Source organism: Polaribacter sp. Q13 (assembly GCF_016858305.2).
Lineage (GTDB): Bacteria > Bacteroidota > Bacteroidia > Flavobacteriales > Flavobacteriaceae > Polaribacter.
Genome location: NZ_CP074436.1, coordinates 152302 through 172105 on the forward strand (window position 1 = coordinate 152302; position 19804 = coordinate 172105).

The 19804-nt window shown below is 29.8% G+C and carries 23 protein-coding genes; 10 read left to right on the forward strand and 13 right to left on the reverse strand.

Annotated features, from left to right (window positions below; all coding sequences use genetic code 11):
- Nucleotides 1-54: 54 nt before the first annotated feature.
- From JOP69_RS00700 to JOP69_RS00740, 9 genes are all read right to left on the reverse strand, one after another.
- Nucleotides 55-1032 (reverse strand): acyltransferase family protein, encoded by a 978-nt coding sequence (locus JOP69_RS00700; RefSeq protein ID WP_203394469.1) that lies wholly within the window; start codon nucleotides 1030-1032, stop codon nucleotides 55-57.
- Nucleotides 1033-1035: 3 nt separating this feature from the next.
- Nucleotides 1036-2664 (reverse strand): acyl-CoA carboxylase subunit beta, encoded by a 1629-nt coding sequence (locus JOP69_RS00705; RefSeq protein ID WP_203394468.1) that lies wholly within the window; start codon nucleotides 2662-2664, stop codon nucleotides 1036-1038.
- A gap of 659 nt (nucleotides 2665-3323) precedes the next feature.
- Entirely contained in the window at nucleotides 3324-4193 is an 870-nt protein-coding gene (gene lipA, locus JOP69_RS00710) for a lipoyl synthase (protein WP_203394467.1), read from the reverse strand.
- Between the two features lie 111 nt (nucleotides 4194-4304).
- Complete coding sequence (locus tag JOP69_RS00715) at nucleotides 4305-4457, reverse strand: hypothetical protein (protein ID WP_203394466.1); 153 nt, start codon at nucleotides 4455-4457, stop codon at nucleotides 4305-4307.
- Nucleotides 4458-4502: 45 nt separating this feature from the next.
- Nucleotides 4503-4685 (reverse strand): hypothetical protein, encoded by a 183-nt coding sequence (locus tag JOP69_RS00720; protein ID WP_215602638.1) that lies wholly within the window; start codon nucleotides 4683-4685, stop codon nucleotides 4503-4505.
- A gap of 23 nt (nucleotides 4686-4708) precedes the next feature.
- Nucleotides 4709-4852, reverse strand: a complete 144-nt coding sequence (locus JOP69_RS00725) for a hypothetical protein (RefSeq protein WP_203394464.1) — start codon at nucleotides 4850-4852, stop codon at nucleotides 4709-4711.
- 3 nt (nucleotides 4853-4855) lie between these two features.
- A complete protein-coding gene (locus JOP69_RS00730) occupies nucleotides 4856-5419 on the reverse strand; it encodes an RNA polymerase sigma factor (protein ID WP_203394463.1) in 564 nt (187 codons plus the stop codon).
- Nucleotides 5410-6513 (reverse strand): glycosyltransferase, encoded by a 1104-nt coding sequence (locus tag JOP69_RS00735; RefSeq protein WP_203394462.1) that lies wholly within the window; start codon nucleotides 6511-6513, stop codon nucleotides 5410-5412. Before JOP69_RS00735 ends, JOP69_RS00730 begins: the two co-directional genes overlap by 10 nt.
- A gap of 15 nt (nucleotides 6514-6528) precedes the next feature.
- The gene (locus JOP69_RS00740; protein WP_203394461.1) at nucleotides 6529-6732 is read right to left on the reverse strand and encodes a membrane or secreted protein; all 204 of its coding nucleotides are present in this window, start codon (nucleotides 6730-6732) and stop codon (nucleotides 6529-6531) included.
- Nucleotides 6733-6870: 138 nt separating this feature from the next.
- On the opposite strand from JOP69_RS00740, the gene JOP69_RS00745 reads away from it, so the two are divergent.
- The 4 genes from JOP69_RS00745 (at nucleotide 6871) to JOP69_RS00760 (ending at nucleotide 9349) form a co-directional block, all read left to right on the forward strand.
- Nucleotides 6871-7701 (forward strand): mechanosensitive ion channel family protein, encoded by an 831-nt coding sequence (locus JOP69_RS00745; RefSeq protein ID WP_203394460.1) that lies wholly within the window; start codon nucleotides 6871-6873, stop codon nucleotides 7699-7701.
- Nucleotides 7702-7782: 81 nt separating this feature from the next.
- Nucleotides 7783-8364, forward strand: coding sequence for an RNA polymerase sigma factor (locus JOP69_RS00750; RefSeq protein ID WP_203394459.1), 582 nt, complete (start codon nucleotides 7783-7785; stop codon nucleotides 8362-8364).
- A 143-nt stretch (nucleotides 8365-8507) separates the two neighbouring features.
- Nucleotides 8508-8831 carry a hypothetical protein gene (locus JOP69_RS00755; RefSeq protein WP_203394458.1) on the forward strand — a complete coding sequence of 108 codons (324 nt, stop codon included), beginning with the start codon at nucleotides 8508-8510 and terminating at the stop codon, nucleotides 8829-8831.
- 5 nt (nucleotides 8832-8836) lie between these two features.
- Nucleotides 8837-9349, forward strand: coding sequence for a hypothetical protein (locus JOP69_RS00760; RefSeq protein ID WP_203394457.1), 513 nt, complete (start codon nucleotides 8837-8839; stop codon nucleotides 9347-9349).
- Between the two features lie 76 nt (nucleotides 9350-9425).
- Here JOP69_RS00760 and JOP69_RS00765 read toward each other — a convergent pair whose 3' ends face one another.
- Nucleotides 9426-11051: a sulfatase gene (locus JOP69_RS00765; RefSeq protein ID WP_252191156.1), complete on the reverse strand. Its 1626-nt coding sequence runs from the start codon at nucleotides 11049-11051 to the stop codon at nucleotides 9426-9428.
- A gap of 383 nt (nucleotides 11052-11434) precedes the next feature.
- Here JOP69_RS00765 and JOP69_RS00770 point away from each other — a divergent pair, with 383 nt between their 5' ends.
- The 6 genes from JOP69_RS00770 (at nucleotide 11435) to JOP69_RS00795 (ending at nucleotide 16650) form a co-directional block, all read left to right on the forward strand.
- Nucleotides 11435-11728 (forward strand): EF-hand domain-containing protein, encoded by a 294-nt coding sequence (locus JOP69_RS00770; RefSeq protein ID WP_203394456.1) that lies wholly within the window; start codon nucleotides 11435-11437, stop codon nucleotides 11726-11728.
- Between the two features lie 19 nt (nucleotides 11729-11747).
- Nucleotides 11748-13199, forward strand: coding sequence for a CotH kinase family protein (locus tag JOP69_RS00775; protein ID WP_203394455.1), 1452 nt, complete (start codon nucleotides 11748-11750; stop codon nucleotides 13197-13199).
- A 234-nt stretch (nucleotides 13200-13433) separates the two neighbouring features.
- Nucleotides 13434-14546 (forward strand): YHYH protein, encoded by a 1113-nt coding sequence (locus tag JOP69_RS00780; RefSeq protein ID WP_203394454.1) that lies wholly within the window; start codon nucleotides 13434-13436, stop codon nucleotides 14544-14546.
- A gap of 68 nt (nucleotides 14547-14614) precedes the next feature.
- Complete coding sequence (locus tag JOP69_RS00785) at nucleotides 14615-15409, forward strand: YHYH protein (protein ID WP_203394453.1); 795 nt, start codon at nucleotides 14615-14617, stop codon at nucleotides 15407-15409.
- Nucleotides 15396-16004 carry a toxin-antitoxin system YwqK family antitoxin gene (locus JOP69_RS00790; RefSeq protein ID WP_203394452.1) on the forward strand — a complete coding sequence of 203 codons (609 nt, stop codon included), beginning with the start codon at nucleotides 15396-15398 and terminating at the stop codon, nucleotides 16002-16004. Before JOP69_RS00785 ends, JOP69_RS00790 begins: the two co-directional genes overlap by 14 nt.
- The gene (locus tag JOP69_RS00795; RefSeq protein ID WP_203394451.1) at nucleotides 15976-16650 is read left to right on the forward strand and encodes an SCO family protein; all 675 of its coding nucleotides are present in this window, start codon (nucleotides 15976-15978) and stop codon (nucleotides 16648-16650) included. Before JOP69_RS00790 ends, JOP69_RS00795 begins: the two co-directional genes overlap by 29 nt.
- 146 nt (nucleotides 16651-16796) lie before the next feature.
- On the opposite strand, the gene murB is transcribed toward JOP69_RS00795, so the two are convergent.
- The 3 genes from murB to JOP69_RS00810 form a co-directional block, all read right to left on the reverse strand.
- Nucleotides 16797-17807, reverse strand: a complete 1011-nt coding sequence (murB, locus tag JOP69_RS00800) for a UDP-N-acetylmuramate dehydrogenase (protein ID WP_203394450.1) — start codon at nucleotides 17805-17807, stop codon at nucleotides 16797-16799.
- 167 nt (nucleotides 17808-17974) lie between these two features.
- The gene (locus tag JOP69_RS00805) at nucleotides 17975-18460 is read right to left on the reverse strand and encodes a phosphoribosylaminoimidazolesuccinocarboxamide synthase (protein ID WP_203394449.1); all 486 of its coding nucleotides are present in this window, start codon (nucleotides 18458-18460) and stop codon (nucleotides 17975-17977) included.
- A gap of 151 nt (nucleotides 18461-18611) precedes the next feature.
- On the reverse strand, nucleotides 18612-19802 hold the full coding sequence (locus tag JOP69_RS00810) for a pyridoxal phosphate-dependent aminotransferase (protein ID WP_203394448.1): 1191 nt from the start codon (nucleotides 19800-19802) through the stop codon (nucleotides 18612-18614).
- Nucleotides 19803-19804 lie beyond the last annotated feature (2 nt).

Below are 19804 nucleotides of genomic sequence, written 5' to 3' on the forward strand. Positions count from 1 at the left end.
AGCCATAAATATTATATAAATTTACAAAATGAGAAATTACGTTTAATTTATATTTTAGTTTAATTTATTCTTACTATTATTTCTTAATAGGTCTAAGTCTTTTTTAGATCCTAAGAACAAAACTCTACAAATTATATTTTGTTCAAATATTTTATAAAATAAACATGAAAAACCTATAATCATAGTAAAAGTTAGAATAATATTAATGTTAAAATTATTTTTAAGGAATATATATATTGGTTGATGTAAAAACATTATTATCATTGATTTTCTTCCAATATATTTTAACTTTTTAGAAATAAAATTGATATGTTGTAATTTTTTAGCAATAAAAATAATGAAAAGAATTGAGGCTGTAGATAAAATAAAACTAATAATAGGTATTCCGTAATTTGCAGTTTTCATATCGTACGCAATAGGAGTTTGGTAATAAATAATATATGCGGAAATAATGTTTAATACTAAAATAACTATTAAATTGATTGAGTATTTCTTTAGTTTAAATAAATAGCCTGTGTAAAAAAAAGGAATAGCAGCTAAAACTACATTAGCGTTCCAAGGAAGTTTAAAAACAGAATAAATCTCGGAATTTATATAACTAGTTATATAAAATAAGAACACTATAAGTGCAAGAAGTTTTTTAGAATTTATTTTATGAACTAGTAAATTAAAAACTTGTTGGGTTAAAAAAAGACAAGTTATAAACCAAAATGCAATTAAGCCGTTGTTTAAAAGTTGTCCTCCATAAATTGGTTTTAAAATATATTTGAAAATATTAGTATCAACTGAATATGGGTATTCAAAAGGATATAGGATAACTAAAAAAGTAAAATAAGGAAGTAATAAAGATATTGTTTTTTTTAAAAAATAGTCTTTTATACATTGTGATTTAAATAAATAGCCTGAAATAAAAAAGAAAAGAGGCATGTGTACAAGAAAAATTAAATTTTGACTGTAACCCCCTGTAATATGCCCTAAAACAACAAGAATAATACCTATTCCTTTTACAATATCAATCCAAGAATATTTCATTTTTTAAACCTGTAAAACACCCATATTAAATTGTTTTGTAATAGGAGCGTGGTTTGCAGCTTCGATTCCCATAGAAATCCAAGTTCTTGTGTCTAACGGGTTAATAATACCATCTGTCCAGATTCTTGCAGCTGCATAATATGGAGAGATTTGATTGTCGTAACGCGATTTTATTTTATTAAATAACTCAGTCTCTTTTTCTGGAGTTATTTCTTCGCCACGTTTTTTAAGTGATGCTGTTTCTATTTGTAGTAAAACTTTAGCTGCTGAATTTCCGCTCATTACAGCCAGTTCTGCACTTGGCCATGCAACAATTAGTCTTGGATCATAAGCTTTACCACACATGGCATAATTACCTGCTCCGTAAGAATTACCAATAATAATGGTGAATTTTGGTACTACAGAATTACTCACTGCGTTTACCATTTTGGCACCGTCTTTTATAATACCTCCGTGTTCAGATTTTGAGCCTACCATAAAACCAGTAACGTCTTGTAAGAAAACTAAAGGTATTTTTTTCTGATTACAATTGGCAATAAAACGAGTAGATTTATCTGCCGAATCGTTATAAATAACACCGCCAAATTGCATTTCTCCTTTTTGGGTTTTTACCAATTTACGTTGATTGGCAATAATACCAACTGCCCAACCATTAATTCTTGCATAACCGGTTAAAATGGTTTTTCCGTAGCCTTCTTTGTATTGTTCAAATTCAGAGTTATCTACCAAACGCTTTATGATTTCTAACATATCATATTGCGCGTTTCTTTCCTTCGGAAGGATTCCGAAAATATCATCTTCATTTTCTTTTGGAGGAAAAGCTTCGGTTTTACTAAAACCAGCTTTGTCATAATCACCAATTTTATCAACAATAAATTTTATTTTATCAAGCGCATCTTTATCGTCTTTGGCTTTGTAATCTGTAACACCCGAAATTTCACAATGTGTTGTTGCGCCACCTAAAGTTTCATTGTCTATACTTTCTCCTATGGCAGCTTTAACCAAATAACTTCCAGCAAGAAAAATACTAGCTGTTTTATTTACAATTATTGCTTCATCGCTCATAATTGGTAAGTAAGCTCCACCAGCTACACAGCTGCCCATAACCGCAGAAATTTGTGTAATACCCATGCTACTCATCACCGCGTTATTTCTAAAAATACGTCCGAAATGTTCTTTGTCAGGAAAAATTTCATCCTGCAAAGGCAAATAAACACCAGCAGAATCTACTAAATAAATAATTGGTAATCTGTTTTCTATGGATATTTCTTGTGCTCGTAAATTCTTTTTTCCAGTAATAGGAAACCAAGCTCCTGCTTTTACAGTAGCATCATTTGCAACAACAATACATTGTTTTCCTTTTATGTATCCTATTTTTACCACAACGCCTCCAGAAGGGCAGCCTCCATGTTCTGTATACATATCTTCACCAGCAAAAGCACCAATTTCTATAGATTTAGAATTTTTATCTAATAGGTAGTCAACTCTTTCTCTTGCGGTCATTTTACCTTTTCCGTGTTGTTTGTCAATTCTTTTTTGACCACCACCTAGTTTTACTTTTGCAAATCTTCGTTTTAGGTCTGATGCTAACAATTTATTGTAATCTTCGTTTTTATTGAAGTTGATATCCATAAAAATGTTTATTTTCAATTGCTAAAATAAGAAACTTTTAGATGTAAAAGTTAATAATATTAGCTACTGTAATTTCAATGTCTTTGTATTTATTTTGTTTTTCTAATCGAGATTGTTCAACAACACTATTCTTACAGTTTTTAACAACACAAGTTTCGCAAATACTGCAACTATTTTTTTAGTAAAGGTGTTTTCTTTAAAGAAGTTAAGTTTCTTTTTTAATAATGAAATTGCAATATATTAGGGCTTACATTGGTGATGATCATAAAGTGTTCTTTGTAGGTGATAGAGCTTTAAAAGCACGAGTAACAGACAACACTTCCAATCAGTTTAAATTAAGTTAAACTTCTGAAAAAATAAAAAATGAAATTTTTAAAGTAGCTTATTTCTTTTTCATAAAAAAAACCATCTCAATGAGATGGTTTTTTTTAAAATAAATTCAAATATTTAAACATGAAAACAGTTTACAAAGTTGCTTTCAAATTCCTTTTTCAAGGATTTTGCAAAAATAAAATATTAGATACATATATGATAATAAAATAGTGATTTTTTATTTATTTAACAAAAAAACGATTCTCTATTGAGAATCGTTTAATTTTATTTTTAGAAGAGACTAAATATGTAACTATTTCAGTTAAACTTTTGTCTACTTAAAAATATTATATAGCGTGTTTATGTGCCTTGTAAGAAGAACGTACTAACGCACCACTTTCTACATACATAAAGCCCATTTCTAAACCTAAAGTTTCGTATTTTTTAAACTGATCTGGTGTTATAAAGTTCTTAACAGGTAAGTGTTTTTTAGTAGGTTGTAAGTATTGTCCAATGGTAATAATATCGCAATTTGCTTCACGTATATCTTTCATCGTTTGTATTACCTCTTCTTCCGTTTCTCCTAAACCAAGCATTAAACCTGTTTTAGTTCTCATTCCGTTTTCTTTTAAGTATTTTAAAACACCTAAACTTCTATCGTATTTTGCTTGTATTCTAACATCACGAGTCAACCTTCTAACCGTTTCCATATTATGAGAAACAACTTCTGGGTGTACTTCTATAACTCTGTCTATCTGTTTTGTGTTTCCTTGAAAATCTGGAATTAAAGTTTCTAAAGTAGTATTTGGGTTTGCTCTACGAATTGCTTCTACAGTTTCTGCCCAAATAATAGAACCACCATCTTTTAAATCGTCTCTATCTACAGAAGTAATTACTGCATGCTTTATACTCATTAACTTAATAGAACGTGCTACTTTTTCTGGTTCATCCCATTCTACAGTTTCTGGTCTTCCGGTTTTAACACCACAAAAACCACATGAACGAGTACATATATTTCCTAAAATCATAAATGTAGCAGTTCCTTCTCCCCAACATTCTCCCATGTTTGGGCAGCTTCCACTTGTACAAATGGTATTCAGTTTGTATTTATCTACCAAACTCCTTAATTCAGTATATTTTTTACCAACGGGTAGTTTTACACGTAGCCATTTTGGTTTTTGTTGTTTTTCTGGAAGTATTACGGATTCTATTGCCATTTTATTTCTGAATTGAAGTGCGAATTTACAAAGAAAAAAGTAAAAATGAGTGGTTAATATCCGAAGTAATTATTCTGCTTGCTTAGAATGAATGGGAGGTAATTGTTTTTATTAAAAACCACCCGATATTCCAACTTTAAAATGTTCCCAATTCGTAAAGATCTCTTTTAAAATGAAAAAAGCAATTACAGAAATTACTATAGCTAATCTTAATTTATTTTTTTCTTTTTTAGAAAGCGTAGTGTTTTTTAATTTAGAAGTCATCGCAATTTGTTTCTCTTAAAGGTATAAAATATTTTTTTAAACTCATTAAAAACCAAATACTAACCCTATTAAAAAAGCAATACCAATAATACTTAAAATTCTTAAATAAATTTCTGGTTGATGTTCTTTTGGAGTATGTTTCCCTGTAATTAATTTGAAATTTACAACGGCATAAAAAGGTGCTGTTAAAAAGGATAATATTGTGGCCGTTTTTATAAGAATACACATATCCTCCATAAAGTATTTTAAGATTAAAAATGTACTACAAAACAAGAAGATAATTCAAAACCACATTCTGCTCCAACTCTTGTAAATTGTACTAAATTCGAAACCGAAATTGCTGCTCCTGCAAATAATAATCCTAGTCCTAAAGATTGCAAGAATGATTTTTTCAAAGCTTAAGATTTTCTGATAATCTCTGCTAATAATTTTCTTGCACGTAACAATTTTACTTTTACGTTGTTCATTGGTTCGTTAATTTGCTCAGAAATTTCTTTATAAGATAATTCTTGAAAATAACGCAACTGTATTACTTCTTGGTATTTAGGTTTTAATTGTTTAATATCTCTTAACAATTTTGCTAAATTCTGTTCGGTAATAATTTTGTCTTCAGGTGTAGGGCTTTCATCAACCACTAAATACGCTTTCTCTTCTTGTTCTTTAGAGGTGTCTGCAGCTATCGAAATACTTTTTTTTCGAAGTAAATCAATATGAACATTTTTAGAAATGGCAATTAACCAAGTCTTAAAAACGTATTGTTCATTAAAAGTATTAATTTTATCAAAAGCTTTAGAAAAAGTTTGAATGGTAATATCTTCTGCTTCGTTTTCGCTTTTAGTTCTTTTTAATTGATAATTATAAACATCAGACCAAAAGGTATCTAATAAGTATCTAAATGCAGATTGATTTCCATTTTTAGCTTTAGAGATGTTTATTTGAAGTTTATTATCGTTTATTTCCAATGATTTGGTTTTGACGACAAATTAGTGATAAATATTGAAAATTGAAATATTAGTAGGCCAATTTCTAAAAAAGGTAATAAATAAGTAATTGTTGGTTCTTTTAATTTTTTAGAAGACATGCCTATCACAATAAATTGAACTAAATAATACGTTAAAAATATTGCTAAAATAAGTTGCCATGGATAAAAGAAAAACAAGGTAATTGCTAAAAGATAAAACAATACTTTAGAAACGAAAAATAGCCCTAAAAAGAATTTATGTTGGTTTTTATAATGTTTTGCTGTAGAAATATGTCTTCTTTTTTGTCGAAACCATTCTGTGAAATTCTTTGGAGCAATAGATTCCGTAAAACTTTTTTCAGATATTGAAATAGTTGTATTTTCTTTATTTGCAGCGTCTTGTATAAATAAATCATCATCACCAGATCTTATGTGTATATGATTTATAAATCCTTTTACGCTAAAAAACTCCGATCTGTGATACGCTAAATTTCGGCCAACGCCCATATATGGAGAGCCTAATTTGGCGTAACTAAAATACTGAATGGCTGTTAACAAAGTTTCATACCTAACAAATAAATTTATTAAGGATTTTTCTCTTTTATATTTACCATAACCTAAAACAATGGTTTTTTCTTTATTGAAATTTTTAGCCATTTCAGAAATCCAATGTTTAGACACAGGTTTACAATCGGCATCTGTAAACAATAGATGTTCGTTTTTTGCACCTTTTATTCCTAAAGTTAAAGGATATTTTTTATTTCCCCAAAAAGCCTCAATATTTTCTACATTAATTACTTTAATATTCGAATGTTGTTTTTCAAAAGATTGCATTATTTCTAACGTGTCGTCAGAAGAAGCGTCATTTATTAAAACAATTTCAAAATTAGGATAATCTTGATTTATAATAGAAGGCAAAAAATCTTGTAAATTTTTAGCTTCGTTTTTGGCACAGACAATTACAGAAAAAGGAACATTACTATCCGTTATTTTTTCTTTTTTAGGTTTAAATAAGAAAGAAGAAAAAACAAGGTAGTAAATAATTTGAATTGCTGTAAATGCTACAAAAAAGTAGAAGAGTACAGTTAATATCATTGACTAAAAAGAGGATTAATTATGTTCTGGTTCCGAACAAGTATCAAACTGGTCTGGTGCTTTACCACAAAAACCACAAGGTTCTCCCGTTTTATTTAATACAGGGTTTTGACTTGCACAAGTACCTGCAAATTTACCATCTTTTTTTGCCCAAATTTTAATTGCAATACCAGCAACACCTAGTGCTAATAAACCTATAGTAATAAATAATAATTTCATAATAAAAAATTGTGGAACAAAGATACATATTCTTAAGCTGTCTTAAAAAAACTATAGACAATATTTAAAGTGTGACTTTTTAAAAAATTATGTGTCATAATTTTGAAAATAAATGATTAATTAAATAATATTTATACTATGGAAACAACAACTGAATCTTTAAAAAATTTTTACAACTCAATTTCATCTGGTTTAGGAGACTGGGGACTTCAATTAATAGGAGCTATTGCAGCTTTAGTTATTGGTCTTTGGATTATTAGAATGATAATGAAAGGAATCTCTAAAGCGTTTGAAAAAACAAAATTAGATGAAACTTTGCAGCCTTTTTTATTAACCACTATCGGTTTTATTTTAAAACTTTTATTAATTATTTCTATTGCAGGTATTGTTGGTTTACCAATGGCTTCTTTTGCAGCTTTATTAGCAGGTGTTGGTTTGGCAATTGGTGCAGCATTTAATGGCTCTTTGGGGCATATTGCATCAGGAATAATGCTACTTATCTTTAAGCCTTTTAAAGTAGGAGATTTAATTAAAACAAATGGCGCTTTTGGTTTTGTAAAAGAAATCTCTGTTTTTGTTACTGTTATAGAAACGTTTCAAAATGAAACGGAGATTATACCAAACTCTGCAATTACTTCTAATAAAATTACTAATTTAACTAAAATAGGAAATTTACGTATCGATATGCCGTTTGCAATTAGATATGGTTCAGATATTGCGAAAGCAAAACAAATTGTATTAGATGTTCTTAAGAAAGATACACATGTTTTACAAGAAGGAGCTAGTGCACCAAGAGTTGCCGTTAATAATTTAGGGCAAAATAGTGTTGAATTATTGGCTTTGCCATATGCGAATTGTGAAAACTATTGGGAGGTTTATTGGGATACAAGACAAGAAATTGTAGAAGCACTAGGTAAGGCAGGTTACGAGGCTCCTTTACCACAACGTGTTGTTACCATGACAAAATAAATTAAAAATACATAATAATTAGAAAAGACTGTTTTAAGAAGCAGTCTTTTTTTGTATGTTTACTTTTTGTTAAACTACCTTTTGAACGAAGAAACTTTTATAACTCAATTACAAGCCGGAAAACAAACTGCTTTTAGTCAATTAATAGATGATTATCAGCATAAAGTTTTTGGTACCTGTATTTCTTTTATCCCAAATAAAGAAGATGCAGAAGATGTAGCACAAGAAGTTTTTTTAGAAGTTTTTAAATCAATTGGTAAATTTAAAGGAGATTCTAAGTTATCTACTTGGATTTATAAAATTACAACCAATAAGTGTTTAGAGTTTATCCGAAAAAAGAATACAAAAAAGAGATTTGCTTTTATGCAAACTATTTTAGGAAATGAAATACCATTAGATAAGACGAGTTACTTTACAGAAGTAAATCATCCAGGAATTTTATTAGAGAATCAAGAAAAATCAGCAATTATTTTTAAGGCGATAAATACTTTGCCAGAAGCTCAAAGAGTGGTTTTTACCTTAGCAAAAATTGATGATAAAAGTTATCAAGAAATTGTAGAGATAACAGGTAAAAGCTTATCGTCTGTAGAGTCTTTAATGTTTAGAGCAAAAAAAGGATTACAAGATAAATTAGAGAATTTTTATAAGAATGAAAACTCTTAATTCTTTTAAATTATAGGAATAAATAAAAGTTTTACAATAATTAGTAAATAGCAATAAATCTATTAAAAAAAAATAGAAGGCAGCGCAAGTTTTTATAAATTATTGCATCTAAATAAATAGTAATTGTGTAAAGAATAAGTAAAATGGAAAATAAAAAATATATAAACCAGCAAGTAGAAGATACTTTTAAGTCATTAGATGCTATTGAAAAGGTAGATGTAAATCACTTTTTTAAGCATAAAATATTACAAAAGTTAGATGCAGAAAAAGTAGAAAAACAATCTGTTTTTTCTTGGTTTACACCCCAACTGCAATTGGCTACTTTAAGTGTTGTTTTGTTATTAAATTTAGGTACTATTTTTTATGCTTTTAATAATTCAGATAAAAGTGCCAATTCTAATTCTAGTATTGAAGCTTTTGCAAAAGAGTATTCATTACAATCAGATAGCAGCTCAATTTTAAATTAAAAAATATGAAATCAAAATTACTTCCTATTTTATTATTTTTATTAATACTTTTAAATGGAGTGTTAATCTTTATGTTGGTAAAAAGACCTCATGAAATTCAAAGAAATAATCCGCAAGAAAATTTTTTGACAGATCAATTACAATTTTCTAAAACTCAAAAAGAAGACTTTAAAGCTTTAGATGCAGATCATAGAGATTTTATGATGAGTCTAGAAGATACTATAAAAGATCAAAAAGATGTTTTGTTTAGTTCTTTTAATAAAAAAGACTTTAATATAGATTCATTAACGGTTAAAATAGGGCTTTTAGAAGCTAAAAAGGACGCTGAAGTTTTTTCTTTTTTTAATAAAGTAAGAGTCATTTGTACAACGGAACAAGCAATAAAGTTTGATGAAATAATTAAAGAAGCAATAAGAGGAGGAGACCAAAGACCCCCAAATAATAGAAGAATGCCACCTCCTAGAAATGATGGAAGAATGTTGCCTCATGGAAATGAAGGAATGCCACCTAGAAGATAATATTTTAGAAAGTTATAAAAAAAGAAAATCCAAAGCAATTAAACTTTGGATTTTCTTTTTGTTATTGAATTAGTTTCTAATAGGTTTTATTAAATTCCTTAAGAAGTTCTTTTACAATTTCAGGGTTCTGAGCGGCAATATTTATAGATTCATTCGGGTCATTTTTATGATCGTATAGTTCTATAAATAAAGGTGTATCCTTAGGTTTTCTTCTGTCTTTCCAAACTACAATTCTGTAATCATCAGTTCTCATAGCGTAGCCCATTACAAACTGCTCAAAAGTTTTTCTATTCCATTTATCTCCCATTTGAGCTTTAATTTTATTCTCTATTTTTACAATTAAAGGCTTAAAAAAACTAGTTCTAAAAGGAGGTGTAAATGGTCTTGCTGCCCATTCTCTTAAAGCAGGTGTTGGAAATAAACTAAAAGCAGGTTTTTGAGATTTGCTACTTGGTCTTTTTAAGATTGGCACTAAACTTTTACCTTCTAAATTACTAGGTATTGATAAACCAGCTAAATCACATAGCGTAGGGTATAAATCAATTAACTCAACCAAAGCATTTGCTTTTTGGCCTTTTGTTTTATCAGTTACTCCAGGTGCAGAAATAATAAAAGGTACTCTGGTAGCTATTTCGTAATTAGTTGCTTTACCCCAATATCCCATTTCTCCAAGATTAAACCCATGATCAGACCAAAAAACAATAATGGTGTTTTCATATTCTCCAGAATCTTTTAAGGCTTGAATCATTTTACCTACCTGAGCATCTACATAACTAATACAAGCATAATAACCATGACGTAATTTTTTTTGTAAAGGGATGCTAAAATCTCCAGTTTTAGGCATATCTGCAGAAACACGGACTTCTAAAGATTCAGATAAGCCCATCGCAGCACCATCTTTTGGAGGAGTTACTTGTGTAGCGATTGGTATATCCGCTTCATTATACATATCCCAATATTTTTTTGGAGCAATAAAATCTAAATGAGGTTTTTTAAATCCTAAAGCTAAAAACCATGGTTTGTCATCTTTTTTAACCAGATCTTTTAAGGTTGCAATTGCTGAAAGCGTATTATATCCATCTTCATAAGTTTCATCTGGTACATCTGCATTTTCTGTAACAGGACCTTTTGCTAGCCAATTCTCACGAATCATTTTTTCTCCATACTTAGCGTCTAAAGCTATTTTATTTTTTAAATACATTAATTGACTTTCAGGAAGTGCATAACCACCAGAAGTTTTTGGCACATTTGCATTTACCTTTACTTTTATAGGTTTTCTACTCCAAGACATTTCATCGTCTGTATATTGACCATGAAATACTTTTCCAAGATATACCGTTTCATATCCATTTTCTTTAAAATGTTGAGGTAAAGTTACAATACCAGGTCTGTTGGCTCTAAAATCTTGAAATAAATCGATAACGTTAATCGTTTCTGGACGAGCACCTGTTAGAATACTTGCTCTAGAAGGACCACAAATAGCTTGTTGTACATAGGCTTTATTAAATTGAATACCTTCACTAGCCAACTTGTCTATGTTCGGTGATAAAACAACATTAGAACCATAAGTTCCAAGTTCTGCCTTTAAATCATCAACAGCGATAAATAAGACATTTGGTTGTTTTTTCTTTTGAGCGAATCCCGTAAAGGAAACGAAGACGGATAATAAAAAAATACTTAATAAAAATTTGGTTTTCATCATGGAAATGTTTGAACAATTCATAGTATATATTAAAATAGTAATTAGAGTATAAATTTTAAAAAAAAGGATGGTAAAAACTTCTTTAATATTACCTTAATATATAGGTATTTTACCCTCATTTAATTGGTGTAAAAATTAAGTTATTCACATAAAAAAATATTTTTTTTATGGAATTATAAATACAATATGCATTTATTTCACATACATATAATTTTTATAGTGTTTTTTGATAAAATAAATCAACGTATTTATTTGTATTTAATTGATTTTTAGAGGTTTTTATAATTAGCTATTTATGTTAAATGTTAAAATAAAGTTAACGTGCGCAAGTTTTTAAAAAGAGTGACATCTAAACTTTTATAAACTTAATAAATAGATTTAGGATGAAAAAATCAACAAATAAAATTTTAGCAGTTATAATCGTTTCTTTAGGATTGTCTGCATCCACTTTTGCACAGGCAGGTAATTCTGATGAGCGTCCAAAAGGACCTCCAACTTTTAAGCAACTTCTTAAAGATTTGGATGCAAATGAAGATGGTAAAATTTCTTTAAAAGAAGTTAAAGGGCCTTTAGCAAAAGATTTTAAAAAAATTGATACAGATGAAGATGGTTTTTTATCAGAAAAAGAAATAAAAAATGCACCGAAACCAGAAAGAAAACAAAGACCAAGAAATTAAAAATAAAAATCAATCAATTATGAAAAATTTTAAAACTCAACTGTTCTCATTATTTATTATACTCATTATTTTTTCGTGTACGAGTGATGATGTTGCGGATGTTACAGATGTTGTAGAAGAAGATGATACTGAAGTTGCTATAGTAATAGATGATACAGATTTTGAAGCTACAGATTGGACTAGCGAAACACATAGTAAAGATGTAGATCCTAATCTAGAGGAAGTGTTTGAAGATAATACGGTAAAAAGATTAGATCTTGTAATTACGGAAGAAAGATGGCAAACAATGTTAGATGATATGACAAATCTTTATGGAACATTTGGAGGGACTTCTACAGGTGCTGGAGGACCTGGAGCAGGTGGTCCAGGTGGTGCTACTGCAGGTATAGATGAAGACCCAATTTTTGTACCCGGAGAAGTTTTTTACGAAGGCAAAGAATGGTATCGTGTAGGTTTGCGTTTTAAGGGGAATTCTAGTTTAAAATCTAGCTGGGAAGCAGGTATTTTAAAATTATCATTCAAATTAGATTTTGATGAATTTGAAGATGATTATCCGCAGATAAAAAATCAACGTTTTTACGGAATTAAAAAGCTAAGTCTTAAAAACAATTATAATGATGCTTCTATGTTACGAGAAAAAGTAGCAGCAGATGTGTTTAGAAATGCTGGTTTAGCAGCATCTCACACCGCTTTTTATACGGTTTATGTAGATCATGGAGATGGACCTCAATATTTTGGATTGTACACTTTGGTAGAAGAAGTAGATGGTTCTGTGTTAGACACTCAATTTTCTGATGATAACGGAAATTTATACAAACCAGATGGTGATGCAGCTACTTTTGCAAGCGGTACTTTTGATGAAGATGAATATGTAAAGAAAAATAACGAGGATGAAGCCGATTTCTCTGATGTACAAAGCTTGTTAACTGTTTTACATGATGGAACTAGAACTACAGACCCTGCAGCTTGGAGAGCAAGTTTAGATGCCGTTTTTGATACAGATGTATTCTTAAAATATTTAGCAGTAAATACCGTTATTCAAAATTGGGATACTTATGGTAGAATGACACATAATTACTTCTTATATAATGATCCTGATACTAGTAAATTAACTTGGATTCCTTGGGATAATAATGAAGCTTTAGAAACTGGAAATGGACAAGGTGCTTTGTCTTTAAATTTCTCTGAATTAAATGCTGCACAATGGCCAATTATAGGGTATTTATATCAAGATGATGTTTACAAAGCAAAATATGATGCGTATGTAAAAGAAGTTGTAGAGAATTCATTTGAAGAAAGTACAATGCAAGCATTGTATACAAGCTATGCGGCTTTAGTGGAGGAATATGCAAATGCAGAAGTATCTGGCTATACTTTTTTAAGTAACAGTTCAAGTTTTCAGTCTGCTATTAGTCAATTAAAAAGTCATGTTAGCTCTAGAAAAGCAGCAGTAGAAAGTTATTTAGATTAAATAAAAAAGTATTTGAATTTGGTTAATAATGAAAAGCTTCGTGAGCAATTGCGAGGCTTTTTTATGTTAAATCAACAACCTAGATAAGGATAGCTAGTATGCAGCCAAAACAAATACTTTTCATTTCGAATCAAGCCTCGGTGAATTAAACCTTGGCTATCACACTGCGATTAAAGTTAAAAAACGCAAGTTTTTATCAAATAAGACATCTAAACTTTTATAAAACCATTTAAGATGATAAAAAAATATTTTATTCCAATAATAGCGAGCGTTCTTTTATTAGGATGTAAAAGTAAAGTGACAAATAGTGCACTCATTCATAAAGATGAAACAGAAAGTCATACAGATGTAAAAACAGATTATTTTGATTCCTATGTTTTAAGTAGTCCCATTTATGGAACAGAAACAGTAGTAACCGTAAAAGGAGGTGAACGTAAAATGGTAACAAATGCATTGCCAAATCATAGAACGGGAGCTTTTCCAAGAAAAGGAAATCCGAATACAATTTCTGCTCAAGACAAAGCATACACATTTACTTTAAATCCAAAATATACAGGAAAACCGACTTGGGTTAGAGAGCCAGGTATTGCTTTAAATGGTGTAAAATTTGAACCCGGAACCGCAGAAGTGGTGGTTTGTGAAACAGGTGAGAATTATAGAGTAGAAGCTTTTCAAGACAAGATAGATTTAGGTCTCGATTTTAACCATGCACATGTGCAACCTACAGGAGAATATCATTATCATGGTACTCCAACCTCTGTAATTGAAGAGTTTGATGCAGGAAAAGATTTGGTACACGTTGGTTTTGCACATGATGGATTTCCTATTTATTATTCTAAAAGTAGCGTTTATAAACCAAGTTATAAATTATTAGAGGGCACCCGAGAAGGAGAAGATTGTGTTTATACAAATCCTAAGCAAACCATAAAAATGGATGTGAACGATGATCATGATGGAACTTTTGGTTCTGATTTTGAGTATATCGTGGGTTCAGGAGATTTAGATGAATGTAACGGTATTACAATTGACGGTAAGTACATGTATTTAGTAACAAATGAGTTTCCGTATGTAAGCCGTTGTTTAATGGGAGAAGTAAAACAAGAAGAGCGCCGAGGACCATCTAGAAATGGAAATGAAGACAGAAATGGTGGAGCGCGTAAAAACTTTAATGAGTTGTTAGAAATGATGGATACAGACAAAGACGGTAAATTATCTAAAACCGAAGTAAAAGGTCCGTTAAAACTACAGTTTTCTAAAGTTGATACCAATAAAGACGGCTTTTTAACGAAAGAGGAATTGGGAAATGTTGGGCAAAGACGAGAACAAAGATTACTTAAACACAATTAAAAAAAATAAAACGCAAGTTTTGTTTTAATTAAGCATCTAAATATAAAACACTAAAAAACCATTAAAAAATGAAAAACCAATTTATCAAAACCACAATACTTTTAGCAATACTTTTTACAGGAATAGTTTCTTGTAGCTCAGATGCAGATGATAACCTTACGGAAGAAGTAGAAGAAGTAGTGGAACAAGAAGAAACAACAGGTACATTACATAATGCTTTTGCAGAGTTTGATGTAGACGAAACAACAATTTATCTTTCAGGATCAAATGTAGTAATAGAAACTACAGGTTTACCAAATCACAAAACCCCTTATTGGAGCGAAAGTCACCCATTATATATAGCTCCAACAGTTACAAGTGAAGCTCAAATGACACCAACTAGAATTGATACTTCTAATAGAGATAATTCAAGTACTTTAACGGTCTCTCAAAATGCTAGTTTAGCAAGTGCAACAACAGCAACACAATTAGGTGCAATTGGTATTGCTGTAAGTGGTGCTTATCTTTATAATGATCAAGAAGGAAATGGTGCTTTAGATGCTGCAGCAGGAAGTTTAGATTATTCGGGTGCACATATTGGCCCAACAGATTATCACTATCATTTAGAGCCTTTAGCTTTCTCTGATGACGATGATAAATTAAATGGTATTATTTCTGATGGTTTTTTTATCTATGGAAGAAAATGTAATTCTACAGGAACCTATCCTACAGATTTAGATACTTCTGGCGGTCATACAAGTACAACACAACATACAACAATAGCAGAATATCATTATCATATTATTAACGAATTATATACAACAACAGGAAGATATCTTGTTTTTCCTGGCCCATATAAAGGAACACCTAATGCAATTAGATAAATATATTTTTTTAGTATTTATATGTGTTTTTGGTAGTTGTAATAAACAGACTACCAAAAACATATCTATTACGGATACTATAGAAATTGTAAACGTTCTTATTCCCAAAGAACAAGTAATATTGAATCCTCTAAAAGGACAATGGTTTTACAAAGACCAACCTTTTAATGGCTATGCTATTACTTATAATAAGAATGAAGTTTTATCTGAAAAAACTGGTTTTTTTAATGGAAAAAGGCAAGGGGAAATGTTTAAATATTTTGATGATGGAACTATAAAAATGGAAGCACATTATGTTCAAAATAAATTACATGGTTTAAAGTTGCATTATTTTAAAAATGGTAATATTTATTTAGAATCTAATTATGTCAACGGAAAAAAGCATGGAATTCAAAAAACATGGTTTATAAACGGGCAATTAGCAAAACGGAAAAATTTAACAGACGGAAAAGAAAATGGTTTGCAACAAGCTTGGTTGCAAAACGGAAAAATTTACGTTAATTATGAAGCTAAAAATGGAAGAACTTTTGGCTTACAAAGAGCAAATTTATGTTACCAATTAAAAGATGAAAAAGTTGCAGAAAAGAGTAAGTAGATTTTTTTTATTATTGATTATAGTAATATCAATCAGTTGTAAAAATACAAAGAAAGAAACCGTTTTAAGTAGAGTAGATGCTTTGCCTTATTATAACGGAGCTTCTTTTACTCCAAAATGGATAGATGCTAATAGTGATGAATTAAAATCTTTTCACACCATTCCAGAATTTAGTTTAACAGATCAGGATGGAGAAAATATCACTCAGAAAACATTTGAGAATAAAATTTATGTTGCAGATTTTTTCTTTACTACTTGTCCTGGTATTTGTCCAATGATGACAAAAAACATGACACTTGTACAAGATGCTTTTAAAGATGATACTAGTGTTTTAATGTTATCTCATTCAGTAACTCCTTCTATCGATTCTGTAGCGCAATTAAAAAAATATGCAATAGATAAAAATATTGGTGAGAATTGGCATTTGGTTACAGGTGATAAAAAAGAAATTTACGATTTAGGTAGACAGTCTTATTTTGTTGAAGAAGACTTAGGAGAACCAAAAGGAATCGATGATTTTTTACATACGGAGAACTTTATTCTTATCGATAAGCAAAAACACATTAGAGGTATTTATAACGGTTTAAATAAAAATTCTGTAAAACAATTAATTGCTGATATTAAAACGCTGCAATTAGAGCAGTAATTTTTAAAAAGAGTCTGTCTAAAAAAGATAAGCTTGTCATGCTGAACTCGTTTCATTATCTTAAACTACGGAATTTCAATGTTTATAAGAATCTGAAATAAATAATTCAGATTGACAAAAATGCTACTTTTTAGATGACTTCTTTTTTATGCAATAATATTCACTTCAATTTCTAAAGCGATACCAAACTTTTTAAAGATGGTTTCTTTTATTTTTTCAGCAAGCTGATAAATCTCGTTTCCAGTAGCGTTTCCGTAATTTACTAAAACCAAAGCTTGTTTTTCATGCACACCATAATTACCAAAACGTTTTCCTTTAAAGCCAGCTTGTTCTATTAACCAACCTGCCGGAACTTTAACTTCGGTATCCGATATTTTATAACTAGGAATTGTAGGAAAATTCTTTTGTAGCTCTAAAAATTGAGATTTAGCAATTACAGGGTTTTTAAAAAAACTACCGCTATTTCCTATTTCTTTAGGATCTGGAAGCTTCGATTTTCGAATCGCAATTACAGCCTCAGAAATATCTTTTAAAGTGGGGTTTGTAATATTTTTAGATGTTAATTCAGTATTAATGGCTCCATAAGAATAGTTTAAAAGATGGTTGGTTTTTGTCAAATTAAAACTCACCGAAGTAATAATATATTTTCCTTTTACTTCATTTTTAAAAATAGAATTCCTGTAGCCAAAATTACAGTCCTCATTAGAAAACTGAACCAATTTACCAGTTTCAATATCTAGTGCTTCTACTTTTGTAATAGTGTCTTTTACTTCTACACCATAAGCTCCAATATTCTGAATAGGGCAGGTGCCCACATTGCCTGGAATCAAAGATAAGTTTTCTATTCCGCCATAATTTTCAGAAACGCACCACAATACAAAATCGTGCCAATTTTCGCCAGCATTTACAGTAATATAAGCAGCGTTTTCATCTTCATTATCAATAGAAATTCCTTTAATATCTATATGGACCACTAATTTCTCAATATCCTTAGTTAGCAACATATTGCTTCCTCCAGAGATTAAAAAAAGGTCTTTTTCAACTTTTAAAAGTTGTTGCAATTGATATACAGAATCTATAGAAATAAAACGTTTGGCATTTACCGAAATTCCAAATGTATTATAATTTTTTAGGGATGTGTTTTCTAGAATATTCATTTGTTTTTCTGTAAAGTTCTATCGTTTTTTGTTACTTGCTAATGCTCGTTTTACACGACTAGTATCGCTTTGTTTAACCAATCTTTGCTGGCTCTCGTTAAAAACGAGCGATAGCAGCAAGGTAAAACCTAACAATTAATTATACTAGTTGTTGGTGTTTCTTAATTTTATTCATTCAATAATTTCTCTTCTTTCATTATTTTTTTCGCATTTTCAGTTTCTTTCTTTCCATTCTTCATAGAACCTGGTAACATTATTATACGCTTCTTAATTTTTCTATTTTGGTCTATAAAAAGAACTTCAAACCGAGAGCGAGTTATTCCGAATATTGCTTTTTTAAATTTGATACTCTTAATATCATTTCGTTCAATTATTGATGTTGCTGAATTATTCAGGCTCGTAAATATTCCATAAATAAGAAACAAACCAACTATTGAATAAAATATAGATATAGGAACTTGATTTTTTTGAAAACTATCAAATGCTGAATAGAGTAAGAAGGCAGAAACTCCACCATAAATTATTAAAATTCGAGTTATGTTTTTTCCAACAGCAACTTTTGCAACATTTCCAATTATTCCACCTCTAGTTAGAATAATTTTATCAGGTAAAATATGACAAAATCCCGTTTTAGTTTTAAATACTTTTTCCATTAACTTTCTATCAATTTTCAATATATTTTATAAACTTTATCAAGTTTCCGTTTTGTTTCTCAATAATTTTGAACTGCTTTTTAATTCAGATTTGTTTTTAAAACTCTATTTCTAACTTTTAGTTTTTAATGAACTCCAACTCCGTAAACAACTAATCCTTATATACATTCAATGCTTCTCCTAAAATTTCTACAGATCTAATTAAATCTGTTTTGTTTAAAACGTATGCCATTCTAATTTGGTTTTTTCCTTCACCTTCGGTAGAATAAAAACCACTTGCAGGGGCTACCATAACTGTTTCGTTATTCAAGTTATAGTCTTCTAATAACCATTGTGCAAAATGATCTGAATCTTTAATAGGCAATTCGGCAACACAGTAAAAAGCACCTTTTGGATTGGCTACTTTTATACCTTCAATTTTGTTTAATTCTGTAATTAAAGTATTTCTTCTGCCTACATATTCTTCTTTTACATCATCAAAATATTGTTGAGGTGTATCTAATGCAGCTTCACTGGCAATTAAAGCGTATGTTGGCGGACTTAAACGTGCTTGTGCAAATTTAATAGCTGTTTTTATAAAGTCGTCATTTTTAGAAACAATACAACCAATTCTTGCACCACACATACTGTAACGTTTAGAAACAGAATCTATAATAATAGAATTTTGCTCTAAACCATCTAATGCCATTACAGAAGTATGTTGTAAACCATCGTAAGTAAATTCTCTATACACTTCATCAGCAATTAAAAATAAATCGTGTTTTAAAACAATTTCTTTTAATTTCTGAATTTCTTCTTTAGAGTATAAATATCCAGTAGGATTACCAGGATTACAAATTAAAATTGCTTTTGTTTTCTTGGTGATTAATTTCTCAAAATCTTCAATTTTTGGCAATGCAAAGTTATCTTCTATTTTAGAAATTACCGGAACAACTTTTACTCCAGAAGCAGTAGAAAATCCGTTGTAATTTGCGTAAAAAGGCTCAGGGATAATAATTTCATCACCCGGATCGGTAATACTTCCAATGGTAAAAATTAAGGCTTCAGAACCACCTGTAGTAACAACAATATTGTTTGCGGTTACGTTAACTTGGTGTTTTTTATAATAAGAAACCAATTTGTTTCTGTATTCTTCAGATCCTTCAGAACGCGCGTATGCCAATGTTGTTATATTATTGTTTTTTACGGCATCTAAAGCTACTTGTGGTGTTTTAATATCTGGTTGACCGATATTTAAATGAAATACTTTAACGCCTCTTTTTTTAGCATCTTCCGCAAATGGCACCAATTTTCTAATTGGCGATTCTGGCATTTTTAATCCTTTCTTAGATATTGCAGGCATAA

What these genes read in the sequence shown, in the direction of transcription:
- JOP69_RS00700 (WP_203394469.1), bottom strand. Translation starts at nt 1,032, where the DNA reads ATGAAATATTCTTGGATTGATATTGTAAAAGGAATAGGTATTATTCTT.
- JOP69_RS00705 (WP_203394468.1), bottom strand. Translation starts at nt 2,664, where the DNA reads ATGGATATCAACTTCAATAAAAACGAAGATTACAATAAATTGTTAGCA.
- lipA (WP_203394467.1), bottom strand. Translation starts at nt 4,193, where the DNA reads ATGGCAATAGAATCCGTAATACTTCCAGAAAAACAACAAAAACCAAAA.
- JOP69_RS00715 (WP_203394466.1), bottom strand. Translation starts at nt 4,457, where the DNA reads ATGACTTCTAAATTAAAAAACACTACGCTTTCTAAAAAAGAAAAAAAT.
- JOP69_RS00720 (WP_215602638.1), bottom strand. Translation starts at nt 4,685, where the DNA reads ATGTGTATTCTTATAAAAACGGCCACAATATTATCCTTTTTAACAGCA.
- JOP69_RS00735 (WP_203394462.1), bottom strand. Translation starts at nt 6,513, where the DNA reads ATGATATTAACTGTACTCTTCTACTTTTTTGTAGCATTTACAGCAATT.
- JOP69_RS00740 (WP_203394461.1), bottom strand. Translation starts at nt 6,732, where the DNA reads ATGAAATTATTATTTATTACTATAGGTTTATTAGCACTAGGTGTTGCT.
- JOP69_RS00745 (WP_203394460.1), top strand. Translation starts at nt 6,871, where the DNA reads ATGGAAACAACAACTGAATCTTTAAAAAATTTTTACAACTCAATTTCA.
- JOP69_RS00755 (WP_203394458.1), top strand. Translation starts at nt 8,508, where the DNA reads ATGGAAAATAAAAAATATATAAACCAGCAAGTAGAAGATACTTTTAAG.
- JOP69_RS00760 (WP_203394457.1), top strand. Translation starts at nt 8,837, where the DNA reads ATGAAATCAAAATTACTTCCTATTTTATTATTTTTATTAATACTTTTA.
- JOP69_RS00765 (WP_252191156.1), bottom strand. Translation starts at nt 11,051, where the DNA reads ATGATGAAAACCAAATTTTTATTAAGTATTTTTTTATTATCCGTCTTC.
- JOP69_RS00770 (WP_203394456.1), top strand. Translation starts at nt 11,435, where the DNA reads ATGAAAAAATCAACAAATAAAATTTTAGCAGTTATAATCGTTTCTTTA.
- JOP69_RS00775 (WP_203394455.1), top strand. Translation starts at nt 11,748, where the DNA reads ATGAAAAATTTTAAAACTCAACTGTTCTCATTATTTATTATACTCATT.
- JOP69_RS00780 (WP_203394454.1), top strand. Translation starts at nt 13,434, where the DNA reads ATGATAAAAAAATATTTTATTCCAATAATAGCGAGCGTTCTTTTATTA.
- JOP69_RS00785 (WP_203394453.1), top strand. Translation starts at nt 14,615, where the DNA reads ATGAAAAACCAATTTATCAAAACCACAATACTTTTAGCAATACTTTTT.
- JOP69_RS00790 (WP_203394452.1), top strand. Translation starts at nt 15,396, where the DNA reads ATGCAATTAGATAAATATATTTTTTTAGTATTTATATGTGTTTTTGGT.
- JOP69_RS00795 (WP_203394451.1), top strand. Translation starts at nt 15,976, where the DNA reads ATGAAAAAGTTGCAGAAAAGAGTAAGTAGATTTTTTTTATTATTGATT.
- murB (WP_203394450.1), bottom strand. Translation starts at nt 17,807, where the DNA reads ATGAATATTCTAGAAAACACATCCCTAAAAAATTATAATACATTTGGA.
- JOP69_RS00805 (WP_203394449.1), bottom strand. Translation starts at nt 18,460, where the DNA reads ATGGAAAAAGTATTTAAAACTAAAACGGGATTTTGTCATATTTTACCT.
- JOP69_RS00810 (WP_203394448.1), bottom strand. Translation starts at nt 19,802, where the DNA reads ATGCCTGCAATATCTAAGAAAGGATTAAAAATGCCAGAATCGCCAATT.